The organism is Caballeronia cordobensis, assembly GCF_001544575.2.
Classification (GTDB): domain Bacteria; phylum Pseudomonadota; class Gammaproteobacteria; order Burkholderiales; family Burkholderiaceae; genus Caballeronia; species Caballeronia cordobensis.
In genome coordinates, this window is the sequence record NZ_FCNY02000004.1 from 85,103 (window position 1) to 103,696 (window position 18,594).

Sequence of the window (18,594 nt, forward strand, 5' to 3'; positions counted from 1 at the left end):
ACACCGCAATGAGCCGCACCCAGGACGCCCCGTGGAACGAGCCGCTGGAAGCGGTGCTGCGCGAATGGGCGCAAACCGCCGCCGCGCGCGACAAGACCGGCGGCACCGCCTTTCACGAGCGCCACCTGCTGCGCGAGAGCGGTCTGCTGCGCCTTTCGGTGCCGGTCGAGCATGGCGGCGACGGCGCGCCGTGGTCGGTCACGCTCGATGTCGTGCGGCGCATGGCGCGGGTGGATAGCTCGCTTGCGCATCTGTTCGCGTTTCATCATCTGCAACTGGCGACGATCCGCCTCTTCGGCAGCGACGCGCAGAATCGCGCGTGGCTCGGCGAAACGGTCACGCAGGGCTGGTTCTGGGGCAACGCGCTCAATCCGCTCGACAAGAGCACGCGCGCCCTGCCCGATGGCGCCGGCGGCTATGTCTTTGATGGCCGCAAGAGTTTCTGTTCCGGCGCACGCGATTCGGACCGGCTGCTCGCCTCCGCGTTCGACGGCGACGGGCGTCTGCTCATCGGCGTGACACCGACGAATCGCGCGGGCATTGCCGTGCTCGACGACTGGGACAACATGGGGCAGCGTCAGACCGACAGCGGCACGGTGGTGTTCGAGCGCGTGCCGATCGCGAGGGACGAACTATTGCTTCAGCCGGGACCGCTTTCCAGCCCGTTCGCCACGCTGCGGCCGCTGCTCGCGCAGTCGATCCTGAGCCATATCTACCTCGGCATCGGCGAAGGCGCCTTGCAGGCGGCGCGCGAAGCGACGCTCGCGCAGACGCGGCCGTGGATCGCCTCGCAAGCCGAGCGTCCCGCCGACGATCCTTACGTGCTCGCGAATTACGGCGATTTCTGGATCGCGCTGGAAGGCGCTCGCCTGCTCGTCGAACGCGCGATGCAGGCGTTCGACGGCGCCTGGCTTCGCGGCCTCGCCCTCACCGAAAACGAGCGCGGCGAAGTGGCCGTCGCCGTGGCGGCGTCGAAGGTGGCCGCGGCGCGCGCGGGGCTGGACGTCGCCCATCGCATGTTCGAAGTGACGGGCGCGCGTTCGACCACGGCGGCCCTGCGTCTGGACCGCTTCTGGCGCAACGTGCGCGTGCACACGCTGCACGATCCGCTCGACTACAAGGTGCGCGAGCTGGGCGACTGGGCGCTCAACGAACGGATTCCGAAGCCGTCGTTCTACTCGTGAGAAGGCCCGCCTCTCATCGCTATGCGAAGAAGCGATTCGCCGGTCGCGGGAGGCCGAAATGCTCCCGCAAGGTCGCGCCCTCGTAGGCCTGCCGGAAGATGCCGCGCCGCTGCAACTCGGGCACGACCTTCGTCGCGAAATCGTCGAGGCCTTCGGGCAGGAAAGGAAACATCACGTTGAACCCGTCGCTGCTTTCTTCGACGAGCCATTGCTGCATTTCGTCGGCGATATCCGCCGCGGTTCCGACCATCTGCAACCCGGAATATCCGCCGACGCGCTGCGCCAGTTGACGGACCGTGAGCCCTTCCGTGCGCGCCATCTCGATCACGCGTTCGCGCGCGCTCTTGCTCGCGTTGGTCTCGGGAATATCGGGGAGCGGGCCATCCGGATCGAACGACGAGACATCGTGGCCGAGCGCGATCGATAGCGACGCGAAGCCGCTGTCGTCGTGCACGAAGGTGTCGAGCAAGGCGCGCTTCTCCCGCGCTTCGTCGCGCGAATCGCCCACCACGACGAATGCGCCGGGCAGAATCTTCAGATGATCGCGCGCGCGGCCGAAGCTTTCCATGCGGCCTTTGACATCCGCATAAAAGCGCTTGCCCGCCGCGAGATTCGGCTGCGCGGTGAAGACCGCGTCGGCGGTGGCGGCGGCAAGCTGCCTGCCCGCCTCCGACGAACCCGCCTGCACCACGACCGGCCAGCCCTGCACCGGCCGCGCGATGTTCAGCGGCCCGCGCACCGAGAGATACGGACCTTTGTGATCGAGCACGCGCAGCCTGTCCGGGTCGAAGAAGAGGCCGCTTTCCGTGTCGCGCACGAAGGCGTCGTCGGCCCAACTGTCCCACAGGCCCGTGACCACATCGTAGAACTCGCGCGCGCGGCGATAGCGCTCGTCGTGCTCCATGTGTTCATCGCGGCCGAAGTTCAGCGCGGCGTCGGGATTCGATGTCGTGACGAGATTCCAGCCCGCGCGCCCGTCGCTCAGATGATCGAGCGACGCAAAGCGCCGCGCGATGTGATACGGCTCGTCGAACGTGGTCGACGCCGTGGCGATCAGTCCGATGCGCTCCGTCACCGATGCGAGCGCGGACAGCAGCGTGAACGGCTCGAACGACGTCGCCGTATGACTGCGCTTGAGCGCATCCACCGGCATGTTGAGCACGGCGAGATGATCCGCCATGAAGAAGGCGTCGAAGCATGCCCGCTCCAGCGTCTGCACGAAGCGCTTGAGGTGCCTGAAGTTGAAGTTGGCGTCGGGATACGCACCGGGGTAGCGCCATGCGCCGGTATGCAGGCTGACCGGGCGCATGAACGCGCCGAGATGGAGTTGTCGGGAATGTGGCATCGCATCGGCATGGGAAAGAGGCAGGTCGCGCCAAGGTACTGCAAGTCGCGAAAAGCTGCTCGGATCACGCGTTCCGGGGTGTCAGAAAGGCGGCGGCTCGACCGGCGGCTGAAACAGATCGACCGCATGGCCCATGTTGAAATAGCCCGCCTGCGCAAACAGGGCGATGGATTCGAGCCGCTCCGCGCGGCTCGCCTCTTCGCGGCTCAAGGTCTTGGCGCGCGGCGCATCGCACGCGCATGCGTTCATCGCGCGCCGGGCTTCGCGCAGAAAGCGGCGCTCGCGGGACTGCTCGAAGTTGTGGTGCAGGGTGCGCCAGTAATGCGTCAGGAATTGCGCCATGAGTCGATGCCTGGAAAGAGACGATGCCTCTCAATCTAGGCCGCCGCCGTCTGTTTCACAAACGAGCTTTTCTGCGATGCATTGCATGGATGGCACGCTTCGATGCCGCTCGCAAAGGCTCGCGCTTGCCGCGCGCGAGCAGCACGTAGGCGAGCCCTTGCACCGCGCCGCACAGCATCAGATAGACGAAGCCGACGAACAGAAAAATCTGCGCCGGATAGACCATGAGCCGGTTGTTGAGCTGGTTCGCGAGGAACGTGAATTCCGGCACGCCGACGATATACGCGAGCGACGTGTCCTTGATGAGCGACACCCATTGATTCACGAACGACGGCATCATCACGCGCACGGCCTGCGGCAGCACCACGTCGCGCAGCGCCTGCCAGCGCGTGAGTCCGAGCGACAGCGCCGCCTGCCACTGCCCCGCGCCGATCGAAACGATGCCGGCATGCACGGAATGCGAGAGGTACGCGCCGCCGATCAGCGACAGCGCGCACACGACGGTGGCGAGTCCCGGCACGTTCACGTGCAGCAGAATCGGCATCAGGAAGAAGGTCCAGAAGATCAGCATCAATACTGGAATGGCGCGAAAGAACGCGACGAGCGCCGTCAGCAGGAGATGCGCGACGCCGCGTGTCATGGCGAGCGCGATACCGCCCGCGAGCCCGAGAAGCGCGGCGAGCAGCGCGGAGGCGGCCGAGAGCGCCACCGTCAGCGCGACGCCGCCAAGCGGCCCGGAAGGGAACGCGCCCAGCAACAGATAGCGCAGCGAGGAAAGCCAGTCGATGCCGCTCATGCGTGCCCTCGCCGCAAGGCGCGCACGCCCGTGCGTTGCCATACGGCCAGCGCCGCCTCGATCGCCGCGATGGTCAGCACGTAGAACACCGTCGCCGTGCCGAAGGCCTGAAAGGTCCTGAAGCTTTCCGTATCGACCTGACGCGACATGTATGACAGCTCCGCGACGCCGATGGCCATGGTGAGCGACGAGTTCTTCACCAGATTCATGTACTGCCCCGCGAGCGGTGGCGTCGCGATGCGCAGCGCCTGCGGAAGAATCACGTGGCGCAGCGCGGCGAAGCGGCTCATGCCGAGCGCGGCGGCGGCCTGCTCCTGCGCCACGCTCACGCCGCGCATTCCCGCGCGAAACTCCTCGCCGATGAACGCCGTCGTGTAGCACGTCAATCCGATCCAGCCGGCGAACAGTTCGAAGCTCGGCCAGCGCAACGCGAGCGGTCCGAGTGTCATGGCATGCGGCGTGTTGAGCCAGGTCATCCACTCGGCCGGAAGCAAGGCCGCCGCGCCGAAATACCAGAACAGCAATTGCACGAGCAACGGCGAATTGCGAAACACGAACACATACGACGCCGCAGCGCGCGCGAGCACGGCATGGCGCGCCGTGCGCGCGACGGCCAGCGCGAAGCCGAGCAGCGTCGCGCAGCATCCCGCGCAGGCGGAGAGCATCAGCGTGACGACGAAGCCCTGCTCCAGCCACGCGAGATATTTCGGCTCAAGCCAGTTCTGCATGATCGATCGGCATGAATCGGAAACGGCGAAGCTCAACCGTTCTTTTGCGGATCGCCGATCTTGAACAGGCGCGGCAGCGGCGCGGCGCTCGTCGGCCCGAACCATTTGTCGTAGATGCGCGTGGCCTCGCCGTCCGCTTCGAGCCGCGTCAGCGTGCCGTTCACGGCATCGAGCAGGCGCGTCTCGCCCTTCGGCACGCCGACGCCTTCATAGTCGTTCGAGATCGTGAACGCGGGAATCTCGTAGCTGGCCTTGTCCGGCACGCGCGCGAGCAGCGCGACGAGCTTCGGTCCGTCCTGCGTGATCGCCTGCACGTTGCCGGTGCGCAGCGCGGCGAACGCAAAGGGCGTGTCGTCGTAAGCGACAATGGTCGCGTTGGGGTATTTCGCGCGCACCTGCTGCTCGTTGGTCGTGCCCTTGTCCGCGCCGATGCGCAGGCTGTTGATCTGATCGGGCGACTTGAGCACGCCCTTCTTCGCGATGAACTGCGTGCCCGATGCGAAGTACGGCGTGCTGAAATCGACTTCTTTCCTGCGCTCGTCCGTGATCGTGAAGTTCGCGAACACGAGATCGACCTTGCCCGACTTCAGGAACGCGATGCGATTGGCCGGATTGGTCGGCTGCACTTCCAGCTTGACGCCCAGGCTCTTCGCCACGGCGCGCGCATAGTCGACATCGAGACCGACGATCTGATTGTCCTTCGGATCGACGAAACCGAATGGCGGGTTGCTGTCGAATGCCGCGACGCGCAGCACGCCCGCCTTTTTGATGTCGTCCAGCCGGTCCGCATGCGCGGCATTCGACGCCACGACCAGCAGTGCTGCGAGCACCGCGCCCCAGGTCTTGATTTTCATTGGTGAGTTCCTTGTTCGTTGCGCCGCTCCGTGCCGCGAAGCGCCGGCACGATGGCGAGGCTCGCACTCTATCGGCGCGGCGTGCCGGAGGGAACGAAGTATTCGTCACGTAGAAAGAAGGCGCGGCGATTTAGCCGCATGCGCACACAGCCGCCGCACGCACAAGGATATGACGCAACCCGCGATAGCGTTATGCGCATCGCTACGTTGGCCGCAACGCTGGCGGGCCTTAGCATCGGAAGCTTTCATCGACCTCGATTTCCGCCATGTCCAAAAGAAGCAGTCTCACCGAGCGCCGCGCGTTCCTGTCCTTGTCGGTGCGCGCGGCAGCCGGCGCCGCCGCGCTCGCCGCCGTGCCCGCCTCGTTCGCGCAGCCGGGCGGCCAGGCACAGCCGCGCGTGCTGCGCATCGGCAATCAGAAAGGCTATCTGAATCTGCTCAAGGGCCGCGCAACGCTGGAGAAGCGGCTCGCGCCGCTCAACGTCTCGGTGAGCTGGACCGAGTTCTCCGCCGGACCGGTGCAACTCGAAGCGCTCAATGTCGGGTCGATCGATTTCGGCGACGTGGGCGAAGCGCCGCCGATCTTCGCGCAAGCCGCCGGCGCGCCGCTCGTCTATGTCGCGGCCACGCCTTTGCGGCCGAAGTCCGAAGCCGTGCTGGTCCCGGCGCAATCATCGGTCAGGACGGTGGCGGATCTGAAGGGCAAGCGCGTCGCGCTCAACAAGGGCAGCAACGTCCATTACTTTCTCGTCAAGCTGCTGCGTCAGCACGGCCTTCAGTATCGCGATGTCGAACTCGCGTTTCTCGCGCCGGCCGATGCGCGCGCCGCGTTCGAGCGCGGCTCGATCGATGCATGGGTCATCTGGGACCCGTACTTTTCCGCCGCGCAGACGTCCCTGAACGCGCGCGTGGTGGCCGATGCAAGCGGTGTCGTCGGCAACCGCGCCTATTATTTTTCGTCGCAGGACTATGTGGCGAAAAACGCGGACGTGATCCGTATCGTCATCGAGGAGATCAAGGCGGTCGATCAGTGGGGCAGGCAGCATCCCGATGAACTCGCGAGCGAACTGGCGCGTCTCTGGGGCCTGCCCAAACCCGTCGTGGATCTCGCCGTGAGCCGGCAGGTGTTCGGCACCGAAGCCATCACGCGATCCATCATCGGGGAGCAGCAGCAGATCGCCGATACCTTCGTCGAGCTCGGGCTCATACCGAAACACGTCGATGTGCTGAAGGCCGCGCCGCCCAATCTGGCCTGAGCATCGAGCCGGCGGGCACGGCCGGCGCGCCGGCCCCGTTTCGCTATGGATGCTCAGTCATGCAGCTTGGGAAAGCCGTGCCGCTCCGCAAGCGACGCGAGGATGCGGCGCGTATCGGTGATAAAGCGTTTCTCGCCCAGGCTGTTCGCATCGGGCGGTGCGGGGAAATCGCCGCCGAACACCAGCACGGGCAGGCTTTGATGCGCTTCGCTCAGCGCTTCGATGGCCGCGCGCCGCGGACGCTCGAACGGCACGCGACGGATATCGAGCCGCGCCGCCCGCGCGGGATCGCTCGCGAGCAGCGCTTCGATCGGCGCGCCGTCGGGACAGATGAACACTTCGCCGGGACGCTTCGGATCGGTGAAGCCGGGTTCCAGCAGGATCAGCAAATCGCGTTGGGTCATGATGGGTGCGTGCGTGGTTGAGACGGCATCAGCGTAGCCATGAGCCATGCCGATGCAAACCAATTGCATCTGATATCGAAATCTGCGGGGCGCATGACGCCGCCGCGTCACGTCTGCTCTTTCCATGCGGCGAGCCGCTTTTCGGCGACGAGCACCGCCTGGTTGAACGCAAGTCCGAGCAAAGCGAGCGTGATGATGCCCGCATACATCTTCGGAATCTCGAAGGTGAATTGCGAATAGTTGACGAGATAGCCGAGCCCCGCCTTCGCGCCGACCATTTCCGCCGCGATGAGCACGAGAATCGAATAAGCGCCCGCGATGCGGATGCCCGTGAACACCGACGGCACCGACGCCGGCAACACGACCTTCACGAAGAGTTGCAGCGGCCTGAGACCCATCGAGCGCGCGGAGCGGATCAGGAGCGGATCGACGTTGCGCACGCCGCTCACGGTATTGAGCACGACGGGCCAGATGCACGAATAGACGACCATCGACACTTTCGATGTTTCGCCCATGCCGAGCACGAGCACGAACACCGGCAGCAACGCGAGCGGCGCGGTATTGCGAAAGAGTTCGAGCAGCGGATCGAGCACTTCGGCAAGCGTCCGATACCAGCCGATGAACAAGCCCAGCGGCACGCCGAGCGCAACCGCGATCGCAAAGCCGCTCAACGCGCGCAGCGTGCTGGCAAGCAGATGTATCCCCAGCTCGCCCGACAATGTCATGTCGTACAGCGCGCGAAGCACCACGGAAAATGGCGGCAGAAAGGTCGCATCGACCCAACCGAGACGCGGCAGCGCTTCCCACAGCGCCACGAACGCCACGATGGCGATGCTCGACCGGACCGCGCGCGGCACACCCCACGCGACGCGCGCGGGCGTTGCGATGACCGTACTCATCCAAGCTCCTTCGAAAGTGGATCAGGCCGCGTGCGCGACCTGCAAATGTTGCGCGCCGCGACGCGAACGGATCAGTTGCCAGATCTCGTGACGCAAGCGCACGAACTCGGGTGTCGCGCGCACGTCTTCGCCGTTGTCGTCCTTCGGCACGTTCACCGGCAGCACATGCGTGATGCGTCCGGGCGATGCCGCCATCACCAGCACGCGCTGACCGAGATAGATGGCCTCGTCGATCGAATGCGTGATGAAGACGACGGTCGTGCCGGTGCGCTTCCAGATGCGCAGCAATTCGTCCTGCAAGGACTCGCGCGTCTGCGCATCGAGCGCGGCGAACGGCTCGTCCATCAGGAGGACATCGGGCTCGTAGGCGAGCGAACGCGCAATGGCGACGCGCTGCTTCATGCCGCCCGACAACTGATGCGGATAGCGGTCCGCGAACTCGCTCAAGCCCACGAGTTCCAGAAAGCGCCGCGCCCTCGCGTAGCGCTCGTTCCTCTCGATGCCCTTCGCCTCCAGCCCGAACGCGACATTGCCGAGCGCCGTCTTCCACGGAAACAGCGCGTACTGCTGGAACACGATGCCGCGATCCAGCCCCGGCCCTTCGACCTTGCGGCCATCGATCAGAATCTCGCCGCGGTCGGTCTGCGTGAGTCCGCCGATCAGATCGAGCAGCGTGGTCTTGCCGCATCCGCTCGGGCCGACGAGCGAAACGAACTCGCCGGCCGCGACGTGAAAGGACACGTCGTCAAGGACCGTGAAGCGGTCGCGCGGGTTCACACGATAGCCCTTCGCGACGTTGCGCACGTCGATCGATGCACTCATTGCTGCGCCTCCCGAAGCGTCAATGGCTGGCCACGGCCTGGTTGAACGGATTGAACTGGTTCGAATAGATCGTGTCCGGCCTGATCTGTCCGGGCTTGAGCACGCCGTTCTTCACATACCAGTCGATATAGGTGGTGAAGTCCTCGGCCGCGATCACGCCGCCCTTGCCGCCCACACCCGGCGATTTCCAGTAGTTGACGATCGACGTATCTTCATTGCGGTGCCGCGCCTCGACGATCTTCTTCAGCCGCGCGACCACTTCCGCGCGCGGCGTCGTGCGCGTCCACTCGATCGCGCGCGCCGTGCCCTCGACGAACTTGCGCACCGTGTTCGGGTTCTGCGCGATGAAGCGGTTCGTGAACAGATAGCTCGCGTAGCCATACGAGCCGAACTGCGCGTAATCGGTCGTGAGCAGGCGCGCGCCGCCATCCGCGAGCAGCTTGTCCTTGATGATGTCTTCGAGGAACACCGCATCGAGCTGCTTTTGCTTGAGCAGTTGCGCGAGATTCACCGGCGGCGCGGGCACGAACGTCACCTTCTCGATGTCGGCCTGCGAGAGCCCCGACTTCTGCAGGTACGCGGTCACGAGATACTGCTGATACGCACCCGGCGTATTGACGCCGATCTTCTTGCCGATAAGATCGCGCGGCCCTTCTATCGCGCTGTCCTGCACGACGAACAGCCCGCCGTTGGTCTCCTTGTCCGTGCCGACATACGAGATCACCGCCTTCACGGGCGCATGCGCCGCGACGAGCTTGACGATGGATCCGTTGAACGCGCCGCCGAAATCGACGTCGCCGGTCACGGCCGCCTGAATGTCCTGCGGGCCGCTCGTCGTATTGCCGACCCACTTGAGTTTGACGGGCCCGAGATAGCCCAGGTCTTCGGCGAGCTCGGGATACAGCACCTTGCTCGCCCAGCCCTGATAGCGTAATTCGAGCTTCTCGGGCGTTTGCGCCAGAGCCGCCGTCGCGCTCGCGGCGAACGCGGCGGCGGGCAGCGCCGCATGAATGATTCGCTTGATGACAGTCACGCGTTCGCCTCCGTTCAGAACACGCCGTCGTGTTCGAGCGTGATGCGATGAATCCGCCGCTTCGCCGCGCCGTAATCGCGCGCCGCATAGTGCTGCACTTGCCGGTTGTCCCAGATCGCGACATCGCCCTGCTTCCATTCGAAGCGCGCCTGCACTTCCGGCGTCTTGATGAGATCGTAGAGATAGTTGAGCAGGCTCTGACTCTGCGTCTTCGACACGCCGAGAATATGGCTCGTATGGCCTTCGTTCACGAACACGAGCTTGCGCCCGTTCTCGGGATGCGTCTTGATGACGGGCACTTCGATCGGCGGATACTTCCGCGCGGCATCGTGAAAGCGCGCGAGTCCGGCTTCGACGCTGGTTTCCTCCGTGCCTTCGGGAATCTCGTAGCCGCTCAAGAGATCGGCGAGCGCGCCTTTTTTCGGCGACGCGATGAACGTGTTCACCGCCGTCAGCTTGTCGAAGTAGCGGGCCAGATCGGCATCCAGCAGGTCGTAGACCGCCGCCGACGAGGCCCAGATCGTGTCCCCGCCGCCGCCTTCGGGAATGTCCTGCGCATGGAGGACGGTGGCCTTGGGCGGCTGATGCTGCCACGAAACATCGACATGCCAGTTGTCCGTGCCGCCCGAGCGGGTCGTATCGCCGCCGTGAGCGATGACCTCGATCTCAGGAAAACCCGCGACGGCTGGCAGATAAACGTTCTTGCGGATCGGGTTGCCGAAGATGCGCGCGAGCGCCACGTGCTGTTCGGACGTGAGCGTCTGTTCACGAAAAAAGATCACGCCATGATCGACGAGCGCCTGACGCAGCGTTCGACGATTGTCCTCGCTGAGCGGCGCGGCGAGATCGACGTTCTCGATGACCGCGCCGACGAGCGGCTTGTAGCGCCGCACGCGCAGATCCTGATGGCCTTCGGCTTGCTTATTCGCCTGCGCTTCCCGATTTTCCAGCACCGTGCTCATGAGTTTCTCCGTGGTCGTTGAGTGGGTCCATCAGACCATCGGGCAGCGGTACTTCGCAACGAAGCAATACGAGCAAGCGTATGAGCGCATCGTCGATGACCTTCTTCGACCGTGCGCTCGAATGCTTCGCGCAATGCGTTATTTACGCATCGACCGTGCATGTCCTATGTTTTGAGGTTGCGCTTCCGGCGCGCGCCGCATGCGTCATAAGCTCGACGCAGCCGCGCTGATAACGTTCGCATGATCCCTTCGTTTGCGCGATGAACTGGCGGACGTATCGTGCTGCCAGCACGTCCCAAGCACCGCCACATCACACCCAACGCGCAACGCCTAGTTCAGTGAGCCATCCATGACTCGACGCACCCGACAGTTCGCGCTCGGCGCATTCCTCATGCAGACGGGGCACCATATCGCCGGCTGGCGGCATCCCGATGCGCAAGCCGATGCCGGCAGCAACTTCCGCCATTACGTGGAACTCGCGAAACTCGCGGAAGCCGCCAAATTCGATGCGATCTTTCTCGCGGATACGTCGGGCGTGGGCTCGACGCATCGGCCATCGCTTGCGCGCACGGCCCGTAGCGACTTCTTCGATCCCGTGACGCTGCTCGCGGCGCTCGCGGCCGTGACCGAACGCATCGGCCTGATCGCAACGGTGTCCACTTCGTTTCACGAGCCGTACAACGTGGCGCGCCGCTTCGCCACGCTCGACCAGATTTCCGGCGGGCGCGCAGGCTGGAATCTGGTGACGTCGAGCACGTCGGCGGAAGCTCAGAACTTCAACCGCGATGCGCTGCCCGATCACGCCGAACGCTACGAGCGCGCCGCCGAGTTTCACGACGTCGTGCTGGGCCTGTGGGATTCGTGGGAAGACGACAGCTTCGTGCGCGACAAGGCAAGCGGCATCTATTTCGATGCGGACAAGCTGCACGTGCTGGAACATCGCGGCAAGCACTTTCAGGTGCGCGGCCCGCTCAACGTGAACCGCTCGCCGCAGGGGCGGCCGGTGGTCGTGCAGGCGGGTGCATCCGACGATGGCCGCGCGCTCGCCGCCCGCACCGCCGAGGTCATCTTCGTCGCGCATCAGACCTTCGGCGAAGCGCAGGCGTTCTACGCCGACATCAAGGGCCGCCTGCCCGAGTACGGGCGCGACCCCGACGACGTGAAGATCATGCCGGGCATCTTCCCCGTGGTGGGGCGCACGCAGGCGGAAGCCGAAGAGAAGTTCGAGGCGCTGCAATCGCGCGTGGATCCCGTGGTCGGCGTGGCGCTGCTGTCGACGGTGATCGGCGGCGTCGATCTGTCGGGCTATGACGTCGACGGGCCGATTCCCGCGTTACCCGAAACGAACGGACCGAAGAGCCGCCAGCATCTGCTCGTCGAGCTTGCGCGGCGCGACAGGCTCACGATCCGCCAGCTTTATCAGCGCATTGCCGGGGCGCGCGGTCATCAGCAGGTGGTGGGCACGCCCGCGAGCATCGCGGATCAGTTGCAGCAATGGTTCGAGGAAGGCGGCGCGGACGGATTCAACATCATGGCGCCATGGTTTCCGGGCGGTCTCGAAGAATTCATCGCGCTGGTGCTGCCCGAACTGCGGCGGCGCGGCCTCTTTCGCACGGACTACACCGGCCGCACGTTGCGCGAGCATCTCGGCCTCAGGCGTCCCGCGCACGCGACGTCGGCGAGTCTCGCCCGCCGCGATTCGCACGCAACGCCAGAACGATCTGTTGACACATCCAGCGATGCGCGGGCGAGGCCGCGTGCCGTCGATGAAAATACGCTTTGAGCACGTAACGCGGAAGCTCGAACGGCGCGGAACGGAACGCGAGCGGAACAGCGGCGGCGAGCTGTTGCACCGCGCGGCGCGGCAAGGTGATCAGATGGTCCGAGTTCGCGACGATGAACGGTGCGGCCATCACGCTCGGCAACTGCACGGCCACATCGCGCTCGAGCCCGAGCTTTTGCAATGCCGCATCGACGATGCTTCCTTCCGTGTTCCACGGCGTCACCACGACATGACGTCCGGCAAGATACTGCTTCAACGAGAGCTTCTTGCCGATGCGCGGATGCCCGTGCCGAAACGCGACGACATAATCGTCCGCGAAACAATCGATCGACGCCAGGCCTGCTTGCGCGCCCTCACCTTCATCCGAGAAGCCGAGCGCGAACTGAACGCGGCCGGACGCGAGTTCGTCGATCGATTCGCGATGCGTGGAATACACCACGCGAACGCGAACATGCGGCGCGCAGCGTTCGAGCGCCGCAATGAGCGACGGCAGCAATGCGAACGCCGTGAAATCGGTGGCGCTGAAGGTGAACAGCTGGTCGCTCGTCGATGGATCGAACGAGCCGGCCGCGTCCAGCGTGCCGGACAGCATGCGTAGCGCGTCCTGGATACCCGGCGCGCATTGCCCGGCGCGCGCGGTCGGCTGCATGCCGTTGCCGTGGCGCACGAAGAGTTCGTCCGCGAGCGCATCGCGCAGGCGCGAGAGCGCGTGACTGCACGCCGATGAACTCAGCGCGAGTTCATCGGCCGCCGCGGCCACGCTGCGATGCCGGAAGAGTGCGTCGAAAACGAGAAGCAGATTCAGATCGACCCGCCTGAGAACATCATGCATGGCGTGCAGCACTCGATGAAAATATTGCAGTACATGCAGATTAGCATCGGTCTTATCATCGGGGCTCTTTTGTTTTTTTCGAGCCAGTACGCCAATGAGCACGCCCACTTTCCGTCAGGCCGTCCCTTCAGACGCCGACCGCTGCTTCGAGATCGAAATATCCGCCTACGAAGGCGATGAAGCCGCGACCCGCGAGAAAATCGCCACGCGAATAAAACAGTATCCGCAGGGATTTCTCGTCATGGAACTGGATGGCCGGACAATCGGCTTCATCAATGGCGGTTGCGCGCATGAAGTCGTCATGTCCGACGAGGCGTTCAAGGAACTCGTCGGCCACGATCCCGCCGCGCCGAACGTCGTGATCATGTCGGTGGTGATCGACCCGGCGTATCAAGGGCGCGGCTATGCCTCACTGATGATGAGAACCTTCGTCTCGCGAATGGCTTCGATGGGCAAGAAGACGATCCATCTCATGTGCAAGGAACGGCACGTCGCGCTCTACGAACGATTCGGCTTTCGCTACGCGAGGCCGTCGAGCTCGGATCACGGCGGCATGGCGTGGCATGAGATGGACATGGCGCTTTGAGCGCACGCGGCAGTCTCGCGAGCGCGATCAGGCGGCCGGCGGCCGCCCGAAGTGCGCGACGACCTCCTTGACGCCCGGCGTGTTCTCCGCCGCGACGCGAATCGCATTGCCCTCTTCCGCGCCGACAACGGGCCCCCACAGATGCACGACCCCGTTTTCGACGATCACGTTCTCGCGCGCCATCGCCCAGGGATGCCCTTCCATCGCGGCGAGCACGTCCTCGCGAATCGCGTTGTCGCCGCTTTCCGCCGTGGCGGGCACCTCGGGCGCCATCGTCACGAGCGCGCGGATCAGGTTCGAGCGGCTGACGATGCCGACCACTTTTCCGTCGCGCATCACGGGAACGCGCTTGATGCGCCGGCGCTCGAGCAACTCCGCAATGTCGCCGACCGGACAGGTCTCCGTCACCGTCGTGATGTCGGTGGTCATCAGGTCCTTGACGGTCTTCGCGTGCTCCTTCACGTACTGGCTCGCGAGTTCGCTCGTCGATGCGACCATGTCGAGCCACCAGGCGCGATGCTTGACGCCCGTTCCGATCTCCGCCCGATGCATGAGATCGCCTTCCGTGATCATGCCGAGCAGCTTTCCGCTTTCGTCGACCACGGGCATTCCGCTGATGCCCGCAAACACCATCGTGCCCGCGGCGTGCCTGACGGTCATGTCCGGGCTGGCGGTGATGATGGAGGTCGTCATGATGTCGCAAGCTCGCACGGTCATCTCCTGATAAGTGGCGGGCCGCCGCCGGACATTGCCACGCGCACGGCTTTCAGTGCACACTGGGCCTTGAACGGCGACGCAAGAAAATCGACGGTTGCTCTGATCACAGTATGCGATCACTTTAGTGAATTCAAGAAGCTGGCGCGCAGGCGCGCAATTCGCTAAAAGATCCCGACAGTCGGGCAGTTCCTTCACTGGATGCTTCACGCGTACCGAACCATGTCATCCGATCGAACCGCGCACGCGCGCGAACGCGGCAACGGCATCGCGCAAGGCTGGTCACGGCATGTGCCGGTCCTCGCCATGTTCCGGGAATATCGCGCGGCGTGGCTCAAGAACGATATCGTCGCCGGCCTCGTGCTCACGACGATGCTCGTGCCGGTCGGCGTCGCGTATGCCGAGGCCTCGGGCGTGCCGGGCGTCTGCGGCCTGTACGCGACGATCGTCCCGCTGCTCGCCTACGCGATCTTCGGCCCCAGCCGCATTCTCGTGCTCGGTCCGGATTCGGCGCTCGCGGCGCCCGTGCTCGCGGTCGTCGTGCTGAGCGCGTCGGGCGATCCGTCGCGTGCGATCGCCGTGGCCAGCCTGATGGCGATCGTCTCGGGCCTCGTCTGCATCGTGTTCGGCCTGCTGAAGCTCGGCTTCGTCACGGAGTTGCTGTCCAAGCCGATCCGCTACGGCTACATGAACGGCATTGCGCTGACGGTGCTGATCAGCCAGTTGCCGAAGCTGTTTGCGGTTCCCATCGAGGATCACGGCCCGTTGCGCGACATGCTCGATCTCACGAAGGCGGTCGCGGCGGGCCAGGCCAACTGGATGAGCTTCGCCATCGGCGCGGGCAGTCTCGCGCTGATTCTTCTGCTCAAGCGCTTCGACAAGGTGCCGGGCATCCTCATCGCCGTCGTGCTCGCGACGCTGTGCGTGACGGCGCTCGACCTCGACCGCTTCGGCGTGAAAGTGCTCGGGCCGATTCCGCAAGGGCTGCCCGCGTTCTCCCTGCCCTGGCTGAGCGACGCCGACTTCGTGCGCATCGTGCTCGGCGGCTGCGCGGTCGCGCTCATCTCCTTCGCGGACACGAGCGTGCTGTCGCGCACGTTCGCGGCGCGCGCCAGCCGGCGCGTCGATCCGAATCAGGAAATGATCGGGCTCGGCGTCGCCAATCTCGCGACCGGCTTCTTCCAGGGATTTCCGATCAGCAGCAGTTCGTCGCGCACGCCCGTCGCCGAAGCCGCGGGCGCGAAGACGCAGGTGACGGGCATCGTCGGCGCGCTGGCGGTCGCGGCCGTGCTGCTGGCCGGGCCGAACCTGCTGCGTTATCTGCCGACGAGCGCGCTCGCCGCTGTCGTGATCGCCGCCGCCATCGGCCTCTTCGAATTCCGGGACCTGAAGCGCATCTATCGCATCCAACAATGGGAATTCTGGCTGTCGATCTGCTGCTTCGTCGGCGTGGCGGTGTTCGGCGCGATTCCGGGCATCTTCATCGCGGTGGTGATCGCGGTCATCGAATTCCTGTGGGACGGATGGCGTCCGCATTACGCCGTGCTCGGCCGCGTCGAAGGCCTGCGCGGTTATCACGACCTGAAGCGCTATCCGCACGCCGCGCAGATTCCCGGGCTGCTGCTGTTTCGCTGGGATGCGCCGCTCTTCTTCGCGAATGCCGAGCTATTTCAGCGGCGCGTGATCGAGGCCGCGGCGCAGGCGCCCACGCCCGTGAAACGCGTCGTCGTGGCGGCCGAGCCGGTGACGAGCGTCGATGTCACGTCCGCCGACATGCTGCGCGACCTGCATCGCGCATTGAAGGAGCGCGGCATCGAACTGCATTTCGCCGAAATGAAGGACCCCGTGCGCGACAAGCTCAGGCGCTTCGAACTGACATCCATCTTTCCGGACGAATGCTTTCACCCCACGCTGGGCAGCGCGGTCGATGCGTGGCTCGGCGTGGAACCCGAGCCTGGTGCCTGAGCCGCATGGAACGCGGCATGGCATCGTCGGCGCGCGGTCCTTCAGGGCTGCTTCTGCTCCGCCGGCAAGGCGGCCTGCGGCTGATCCTTCACCCAGCGCCAGAAGAGCTTGTAAGCCACCGCCAGCATCACGGGACCGATGAACAGGCCGATCACGCCGCCCGTCACCATGCCGCCGAGCGCGCCGATCAGCACGACGGGCATCGGCACCGCCACGCCGCGTCCCAGCAACAGCGGCTTGAGCACGTTATCGGCCAGGCCCGCGATGAATACGTAGACCGAAAACGCGATCGTCGACGCGCTGACGCCGTTCGTCATAATGACGAAGATGATGACCGGAAGCGTAATGAGCGTGGCCGGCAACTGCATGATGCCGATGAGCAGCACCGCGAGCGCGAGCAGCCCCGCGCCGGGAATGCCCATGACAACGAACGCGATGCCGATGAGCAGCATCTGAATGAACGCGATGCCGACCACGCCCTGCGCGACGGCACGGATCGTCGCCGTGCACAGGTCGGCGATCTGCTGGCCGTTCTCGGGCCCGGAGATGCGCGCGGCGATCTGCACCGCGCTCTGATAGCCCTTCTCGCCGTGCGCCATGAAAATCCCCGCGACGATCAGCGCGAGGAAGAACACGAGCATCCCGGCGCCCAGACCGGTGACGGTGCCGAGCACCGCCAGCCCGGCGTGCTTGAGTTGCGGCGCGAACCGCTGGGCGAGGCCCGTCATATCGGAGGATGCCTGCGCCCAGAAGTCGTACACGCGCTGCCCCACGAGCGGCCATGCGGCCACCGATTCCGCGGGCGGCGGAATGCGAAAGCTTCCGCTTTTGAAAACGGCCATGCCGCGCTCGATCGATTCGGCCACCGCAACGCCGAGCAGATACGTCGGAACGAGAATCACGACGAACGCAACCAGGATGATGAGCGTGGCGATCAGTCCATCCCTGCCGCCGAACGGACCACGCAACCGAACCTGCAGCGGATACAGCGTGACCGCAAGAATCAGCGCCCAGACCATCAGGTCGAGAAACGGCACGAAGACGCGGAAACAGAAAACGGCCAGCACGGCGACGAGCCCGGCGCGGATCAGAACGTCGAGCAGCTCTCTGGAGAGCGTGCGTTCGGAAGTCGGCGATAGCATCTCATGCCTCCTCGCAACCTTTCTCGAAGATTCGGTCAGCGCGCTATTTTGCAGGCCCCGGAGAACCGCACTTCATGCCGGACCCGTTGGGGCCATCGACGTTCTTCAGCGAAACGAGCAGCCTGCTTCCGGTGTTCGCCGTGATGATGTGACCGTAACTGACGGTCGGAATGAACTTGATATCCGGCGCCACGGCGACAGGCGGAGTCTGCGCGCCATCGACCGTGAGATTCAGTTCCACCGTGACGGAGTCGATCCTGACGCCATGATCCGGCTTGCCTGCCTGAGCCTGCTTGAAGTCGCAGAGACCGTCGAGGACATTCTGCAGCGCCGTGGGGATGTCGACTGCCTTGCCCGGCGGAATGGGCGGCGTGTTGCAACCCGCGACGAGAACGGCCAGGGCCAGCACGGTCAGTGGAGCGTGATTGAACATGACAATCCCTCAAGCCATTCAAAAGCGGCCGATAACTGCCGTTGGAGGTGGAAGCCTGGGACACGCACGCCATCGGATCATCGATACCTCTAGAATGCGATCCGCGCAATAGCTCCGTTTCAGGAAAGTCGGATATCGGCGTGCCCGAACTCAGTAGCTTGTCCATTCAGCCGTTCGAGTGCCGCGCCGTCAGGGTGAATCCCCTTGTATGCGAAGCATCCGTTACATATCGTAGGGAGTAATCGGATGAAGTCGCGACCGCGATGCTCGTCCGACGCCGCTTTCGATTCAGCTCGAAAGGAACGCGTGCCGGCAGCCTCGCCGGCACTTGCACGGCAAGGTGAACGCCATGGAATTCGTCCTGTTGCTCGCGATCTTCCTCACATCGTCCGGATATCTTTTCAAGGCTGCCATACCGCCGAACCCGCCAGCGGCGACCGCGCCCGCCGCGCCGGCAGCGAACGCGCCCGCAGTCGATCCCACGACGGACCCGTGATTGTCGAAACGATAGCCT

At 64.8% G+C, this 18,594-nt stretch carries 19 protein-coding genes and 1 pseudogene; 6 read left to right on the forward strand and 14 right to left on the reverse strand.

Features of this window, described 5'->3' with window-relative positions; all coding sequences use genetic code 11:
• Positions 1-8 precede the first annotated feature (8 nt).
• Entirely contained in the window at positions 9-1,184 is a 1,176-nt protein-coding gene (locus AWB70_RS09085; protein ID WP_053571994.1) for an acyl-CoA dehydrogenase family protein, read from the forward strand.
• A 19-nt stretch (positions 1,185-1,203) separates the two neighbouring features.
• Here AWB70_RS09085 and AWB70_RS09090 read toward each other — a convergent pair whose 3' ends face one another.
• The 5 genes from AWB70_RS09090 to AWB70_RS09110 all read right to left on the reverse strand — a co-directional run bounded on the left by AWB70_RS09090 (position 1,204) and on the right by AWB70_RS09110 (position 5,249).
• Positions 1,204-2,529: an LLM class flavin-dependent oxidoreductase gene (locus AWB70_RS09090; protein WP_053571993.1), complete on the reverse strand. Its 1,326-nt coding sequence runs from the start codon at positions 2,527-2,529 to the stop codon at positions 1,204-1,206.
• 81 nt (positions 2,530-2,610) lie between these two features.
• Positions 2,611-2,871, reverse strand: a complete 261-nt coding sequence (locus tag AWB70_RS09095; RefSeq protein WP_053571992.1) for a hypothetical protein — start codon at positions 2,869-2,871, stop codon at positions 2,611-2,613.
• 55 nt (positions 2,872-2,926) lie between these two features.
• Positions 2,927-3,667: an amino acid ABC transporter permease gene (locus AWB70_RS09100; RefSeq protein WP_053571991.1), complete on the reverse strand. Its 741-nt coding sequence runs from the start codon at positions 3,665-3,667 to the stop codon at positions 2,927-2,929.
• Positions 3,664-4,395, reverse strand: a complete 732-nt coding sequence (locus tag AWB70_RS09105; RefSeq protein WP_053572153.1) for an amino acid ABC transporter permease — start codon at positions 4,393-4,395, stop codon at positions 3,664-3,666. Before AWB70_RS09105 ends, AWB70_RS09100 begins: the two co-directional genes overlap by 4 nt.
• Positions 4,396-4,427: 32 nt before the next feature.
• Positions 4,428-5,249, reverse strand: a complete 822-nt coding sequence (locus AWB70_RS09110) for an ABC transporter substrate-binding protein (RefSeq protein ID WP_053571990.1) — start codon at positions 5,247-5,249, stop codon at positions 4,428-4,430.
• A gap of 266 nt (positions 5,250-5,515) precedes the next feature.
• On the opposite strand from AWB70_RS09110, the gene AWB70_RS09115 reads away from it, so the two are divergent.
• The gene (locus AWB70_RS09115) at positions 5,516-6,505 is read left to right on the forward strand and encodes a sulfonate ABC transporter substrate-binding protein (protein WP_053571989.1); all 990 of its coding nucleotides are present in this window, start codon (positions 5,516-5,518) and stop codon (positions 6,503-6,505) included.
• A 53-nt stretch (positions 6,506-6,558) separates the two neighbouring features.
• Here AWB70_RS09115 and AWB70_RS09120 read toward each other — a convergent pair whose 3' ends face one another.
• The 5 genes from AWB70_RS09120 to AWB70_RS09140 all read right to left on the reverse strand — a co-directional run bounded on the left by AWB70_RS09120 (position 6,559) and on the right by AWB70_RS09140 (position 10,625).
• Positions 6,559-6,909 carry a DUF3088 domain-containing protein gene (locus tag AWB70_RS09120; RefSeq protein WP_053571988.1) on the reverse strand — a complete coding sequence of 117 codons (351 nt, stop codon included), beginning with the start codon at positions 6,907-6,909 and terminating at the stop codon, positions 6,559-6,561.
• A gap of 107 nt (positions 6,910-7,016) precedes the next feature.
• Complete coding sequence (locus AWB70_RS09125) at positions 7,017-7,808, reverse strand: ABC transporter permease (protein ID WP_053571987.1); 792 nt, start codon at positions 7,806-7,808, stop codon at positions 7,017-7,019.
• A gap of 21 nt (positions 7,809-7,829) precedes the next feature.
• Positions 7,830-8,630, reverse strand: a complete 801-nt coding sequence (locus AWB70_RS09130; RefSeq protein ID WP_053571986.1) for an ABC transporter ATP-binding protein — start codon at positions 8,628-8,630, stop codon at positions 7,830-7,832.
• Between the two features lie 19 nt (positions 8,631-8,649).
• Complete coding sequence (locus tag AWB70_RS09135; protein WP_235024184.1) at positions 8,650-9,663, reverse strand: ABC transporter substrate-binding protein; 1,014 nt, start codon at positions 9,661-9,663, stop codon at positions 8,650-8,652.
• A gap of 14 nt (positions 9,664-9,677) precedes the next feature.
• Positions 9,678-10,625 carry a TauD/TfdA dioxygenase family protein gene (locus AWB70_RS09140; protein ID WP_053571985.1) on the reverse strand — a complete coding sequence of 316 codons (948 nt, stop codon included), beginning with the start codon at positions 10,623-10,625 and terminating at the stop codon, positions 9,678-9,680.
• A 349-nt stretch (positions 10,626-10,974) separates the two neighbouring features.
• Between AWB70_RS09140 and AWB70_RS09145 the strand changes: the two genes are divergently transcribed.
• Complete coding sequence (locus tag AWB70_RS09145) at positions 10,975-12,408, forward strand: LLM class flavin-dependent oxidoreductase (RefSeq protein WP_053571984.1); 1,434 nt, start codon at positions 10,975-10,977, stop codon at positions 12,406-12,408.
• Here the strand turns inward: AWB70_RS09145 and AWB70_RS09150 are convergent.
• Positions 12,323-13,240: pseudogene (locus AWB70_RS09150) on the reverse strand (LysR family transcriptional regulator); the annotation flags it as partial. The gene AWB70_RS09145 and the pseudogene AWB70_RS09150 overlap by 86 nt on opposite strands.
• 94 nt (positions 13,241-13,334) lie before the next feature.
• Between AWB70_RS09150 and AWB70_RS09155 the strand changes: the two are divergent.
• Positions 13,335-13,826 carry a GNAT family N-acetyltransferase gene (locus tag AWB70_RS09155; protein WP_053571983.1) on the forward strand — a complete coding sequence of 164 codons (492 nt, stop codon included), beginning with the start codon at positions 13,335-13,337 and terminating at the stop codon, positions 13,824-13,826.
• A 27-nt stretch (positions 13,827-13,853) separates the two neighbouring features.
• Here AWB70_RS09155 and AWB70_RS09160 read toward each other — a convergent pair whose 3' ends face one another.
• Positions 13,854-14,537, reverse strand: coding sequence for a CBS domain-containing protein (locus tag AWB70_RS09160; RefSeq protein WP_053572151.1), 684 nt, complete (start codon positions 14,535-14,537; stop codon positions 13,854-13,856).
• A 225-nt stretch (positions 14,538-14,762) separates the two neighbouring features.
• Here AWB70_RS09160 and AWB70_RS09165 point away from each other — a divergent pair, with 225 nt between their 5' ends.
• On the forward strand, positions 14,763-16,505 hold the full coding sequence (locus AWB70_RS09165) for a SulP family inorganic anion transporter (protein ID WP_053571982.1): 1,743 nt from the start codon (positions 14,763-14,765) through the stop codon (positions 16,503-16,505).
• A gap of 41 nt (positions 16,506-16,546) precedes the next feature.
• On the opposite strand, the gene AWB70_RS09170 is transcribed toward AWB70_RS09165, so the two are convergent.
• Both AWB70_RS09170 and AWB70_RS09175 read right to left on the reverse strand, forming a co-directional pair.
• Positions 16,547-17,647 carry an AI-2E family transporter gene (locus tag AWB70_RS09170; protein WP_014251889.1) on the reverse strand — a complete coding sequence of 367 codons (1,101 nt, stop codon included), beginning with the start codon at positions 17,645-17,647 and terminating at the stop codon, positions 16,547-16,549.
• A gap of 43 nt (positions 17,648-17,690) precedes the next feature.
• Positions 17,691-18,080: a hypothetical protein gene (locus AWB70_RS09175; protein ID WP_053571981.1), complete on the reverse strand. Its 390-nt coding sequence runs from the start codon at positions 18,078-18,080 to the stop codon at positions 17,691-17,693.
• A gap of 349 nt (positions 18,081-18,429) precedes the next feature.
• Between AWB70_RS09175 and AWB70_RS38700 the strand changes: the two genes are divergently transcribed.
• On the forward strand, positions 18,430-18,576 hold the full coding sequence (locus tag AWB70_RS38700) for a hypothetical protein (RefSeq protein ID WP_159680201.1): 147 nt from the start codon (positions 18,430-18,432) through the stop codon (positions 18,574-18,576).
• Positions 18,577-18,594: the final 18 nt, after the last annotated feature.

Coding starts and splice junctions, on each gene's coding strand:
- AWB70_RS09085 (WP_053571994.1), top strand. CDS start 9: ATGAGCCGCACCCAGGACGCCCCGTGGAACGAGCCGCTGGAAGCGGTG.
- AWB70_RS09090 (WP_053571993.1), bottom strand. CDS start 2,529: ATGCCACATTCCCGACAACTCCATCTCGGCGCGTTCATGCGCCCGGTC.
- AWB70_RS09095 (WP_053571992.1), bottom strand. CDS start 2,871: ATGGCGCAATTCCTGACGCATTACTGGCGCACCCTGCACCACAACTTC.
- AWB70_RS09100 (WP_053571991.1), bottom strand. CDS start 3,667: ATGAGCGGCATCGACTGGCTTTCCTCGCTGCGCTATCTGTTGCTGGGC.
- AWB70_RS09105 (WP_053572153.1), bottom strand. CDS start 4,395: ATGCAGAACTGGCTTGAGCCGAAATATCTCGCGTGGCTGGAGCAGGGC.
- AWB70_RS09110 (WP_053571990.1), bottom strand. CDS start 5,249: ATGAAAATCAAGACCTGGGGCGCGGTGCTCGCAGCACTGCTGGTCGTG.
- AWB70_RS09115 (WP_053571989.1), top strand. CDS start 5,516: ATGTCCAAAAGAAGCAGTCTCACCGAGCGCCGCGCGTTCCTGTCCTTG.
- AWB70_RS09120 (WP_053571988.1), bottom strand. CDS start 6,909: ATGACCCAACGCGATTTGCTGATCCTGCTGGAACCCGGCTTCACCGAT.
- AWB70_RS09125 (WP_053571987.1), bottom strand. CDS start 7,808: ATGAGTACGGTCATCGCAACGCCCGCGCGCGTCGCGTGGGGTGTGCCG.
- AWB70_RS09130 (WP_053571986.1), bottom strand. CDS start 8,630: ATGAGTGCATCGATCGACGTGCGCAACGTCGCGAAGGGCTATCGTGTG.
- AWB70_RS09140 (WP_053571985.1), bottom strand. CDS start 10,625: ATGAGCACGGTGCTGGAAAATCGGGAAGCGCAGGCGAATAAGCAAGCC.
- AWB70_RS09145 (WP_053571984.1), top strand. CDS start 10,975: ATGACTCGACGCACCCGACAGTTCGCGCTCGGCGCATTCCTCATGCAG.
- AWB70_RS09155 (WP_053571983.1), top strand. CDS start 13,335: ATGAGCACGCCCACTTTCCGTCAGGCCGTCCCTTCAGACGCCGACCGC.
- AWB70_RS09165 (WP_053571982.1), top strand. CDS start 14,763: ATGTCATCCGATCGAACCGCGCACGCGCGCGAACGCGGCAACGGCATC.
- AWB70_RS09170 (WP_014251889.1), bottom strand. CDS start 17,647: ATGCTATCGCCGACTTCCGAACGCACGCTCTCCAGAGAGCTGCTCGAC.
- AWB70_RS09175 (WP_053571981.1), bottom strand. CDS start 18,080: ATGTTCAATCACGCTCCACTGACCGTGCTGGCCCTGGCCGTTCTCGTC.
- AWB70_RS38700 (WP_159680201.1), top strand. CDS start 18,430: ATGGAATTCGTCCTGTTGCTCGCGATCTTCCTCACATCGTCCGGATAT.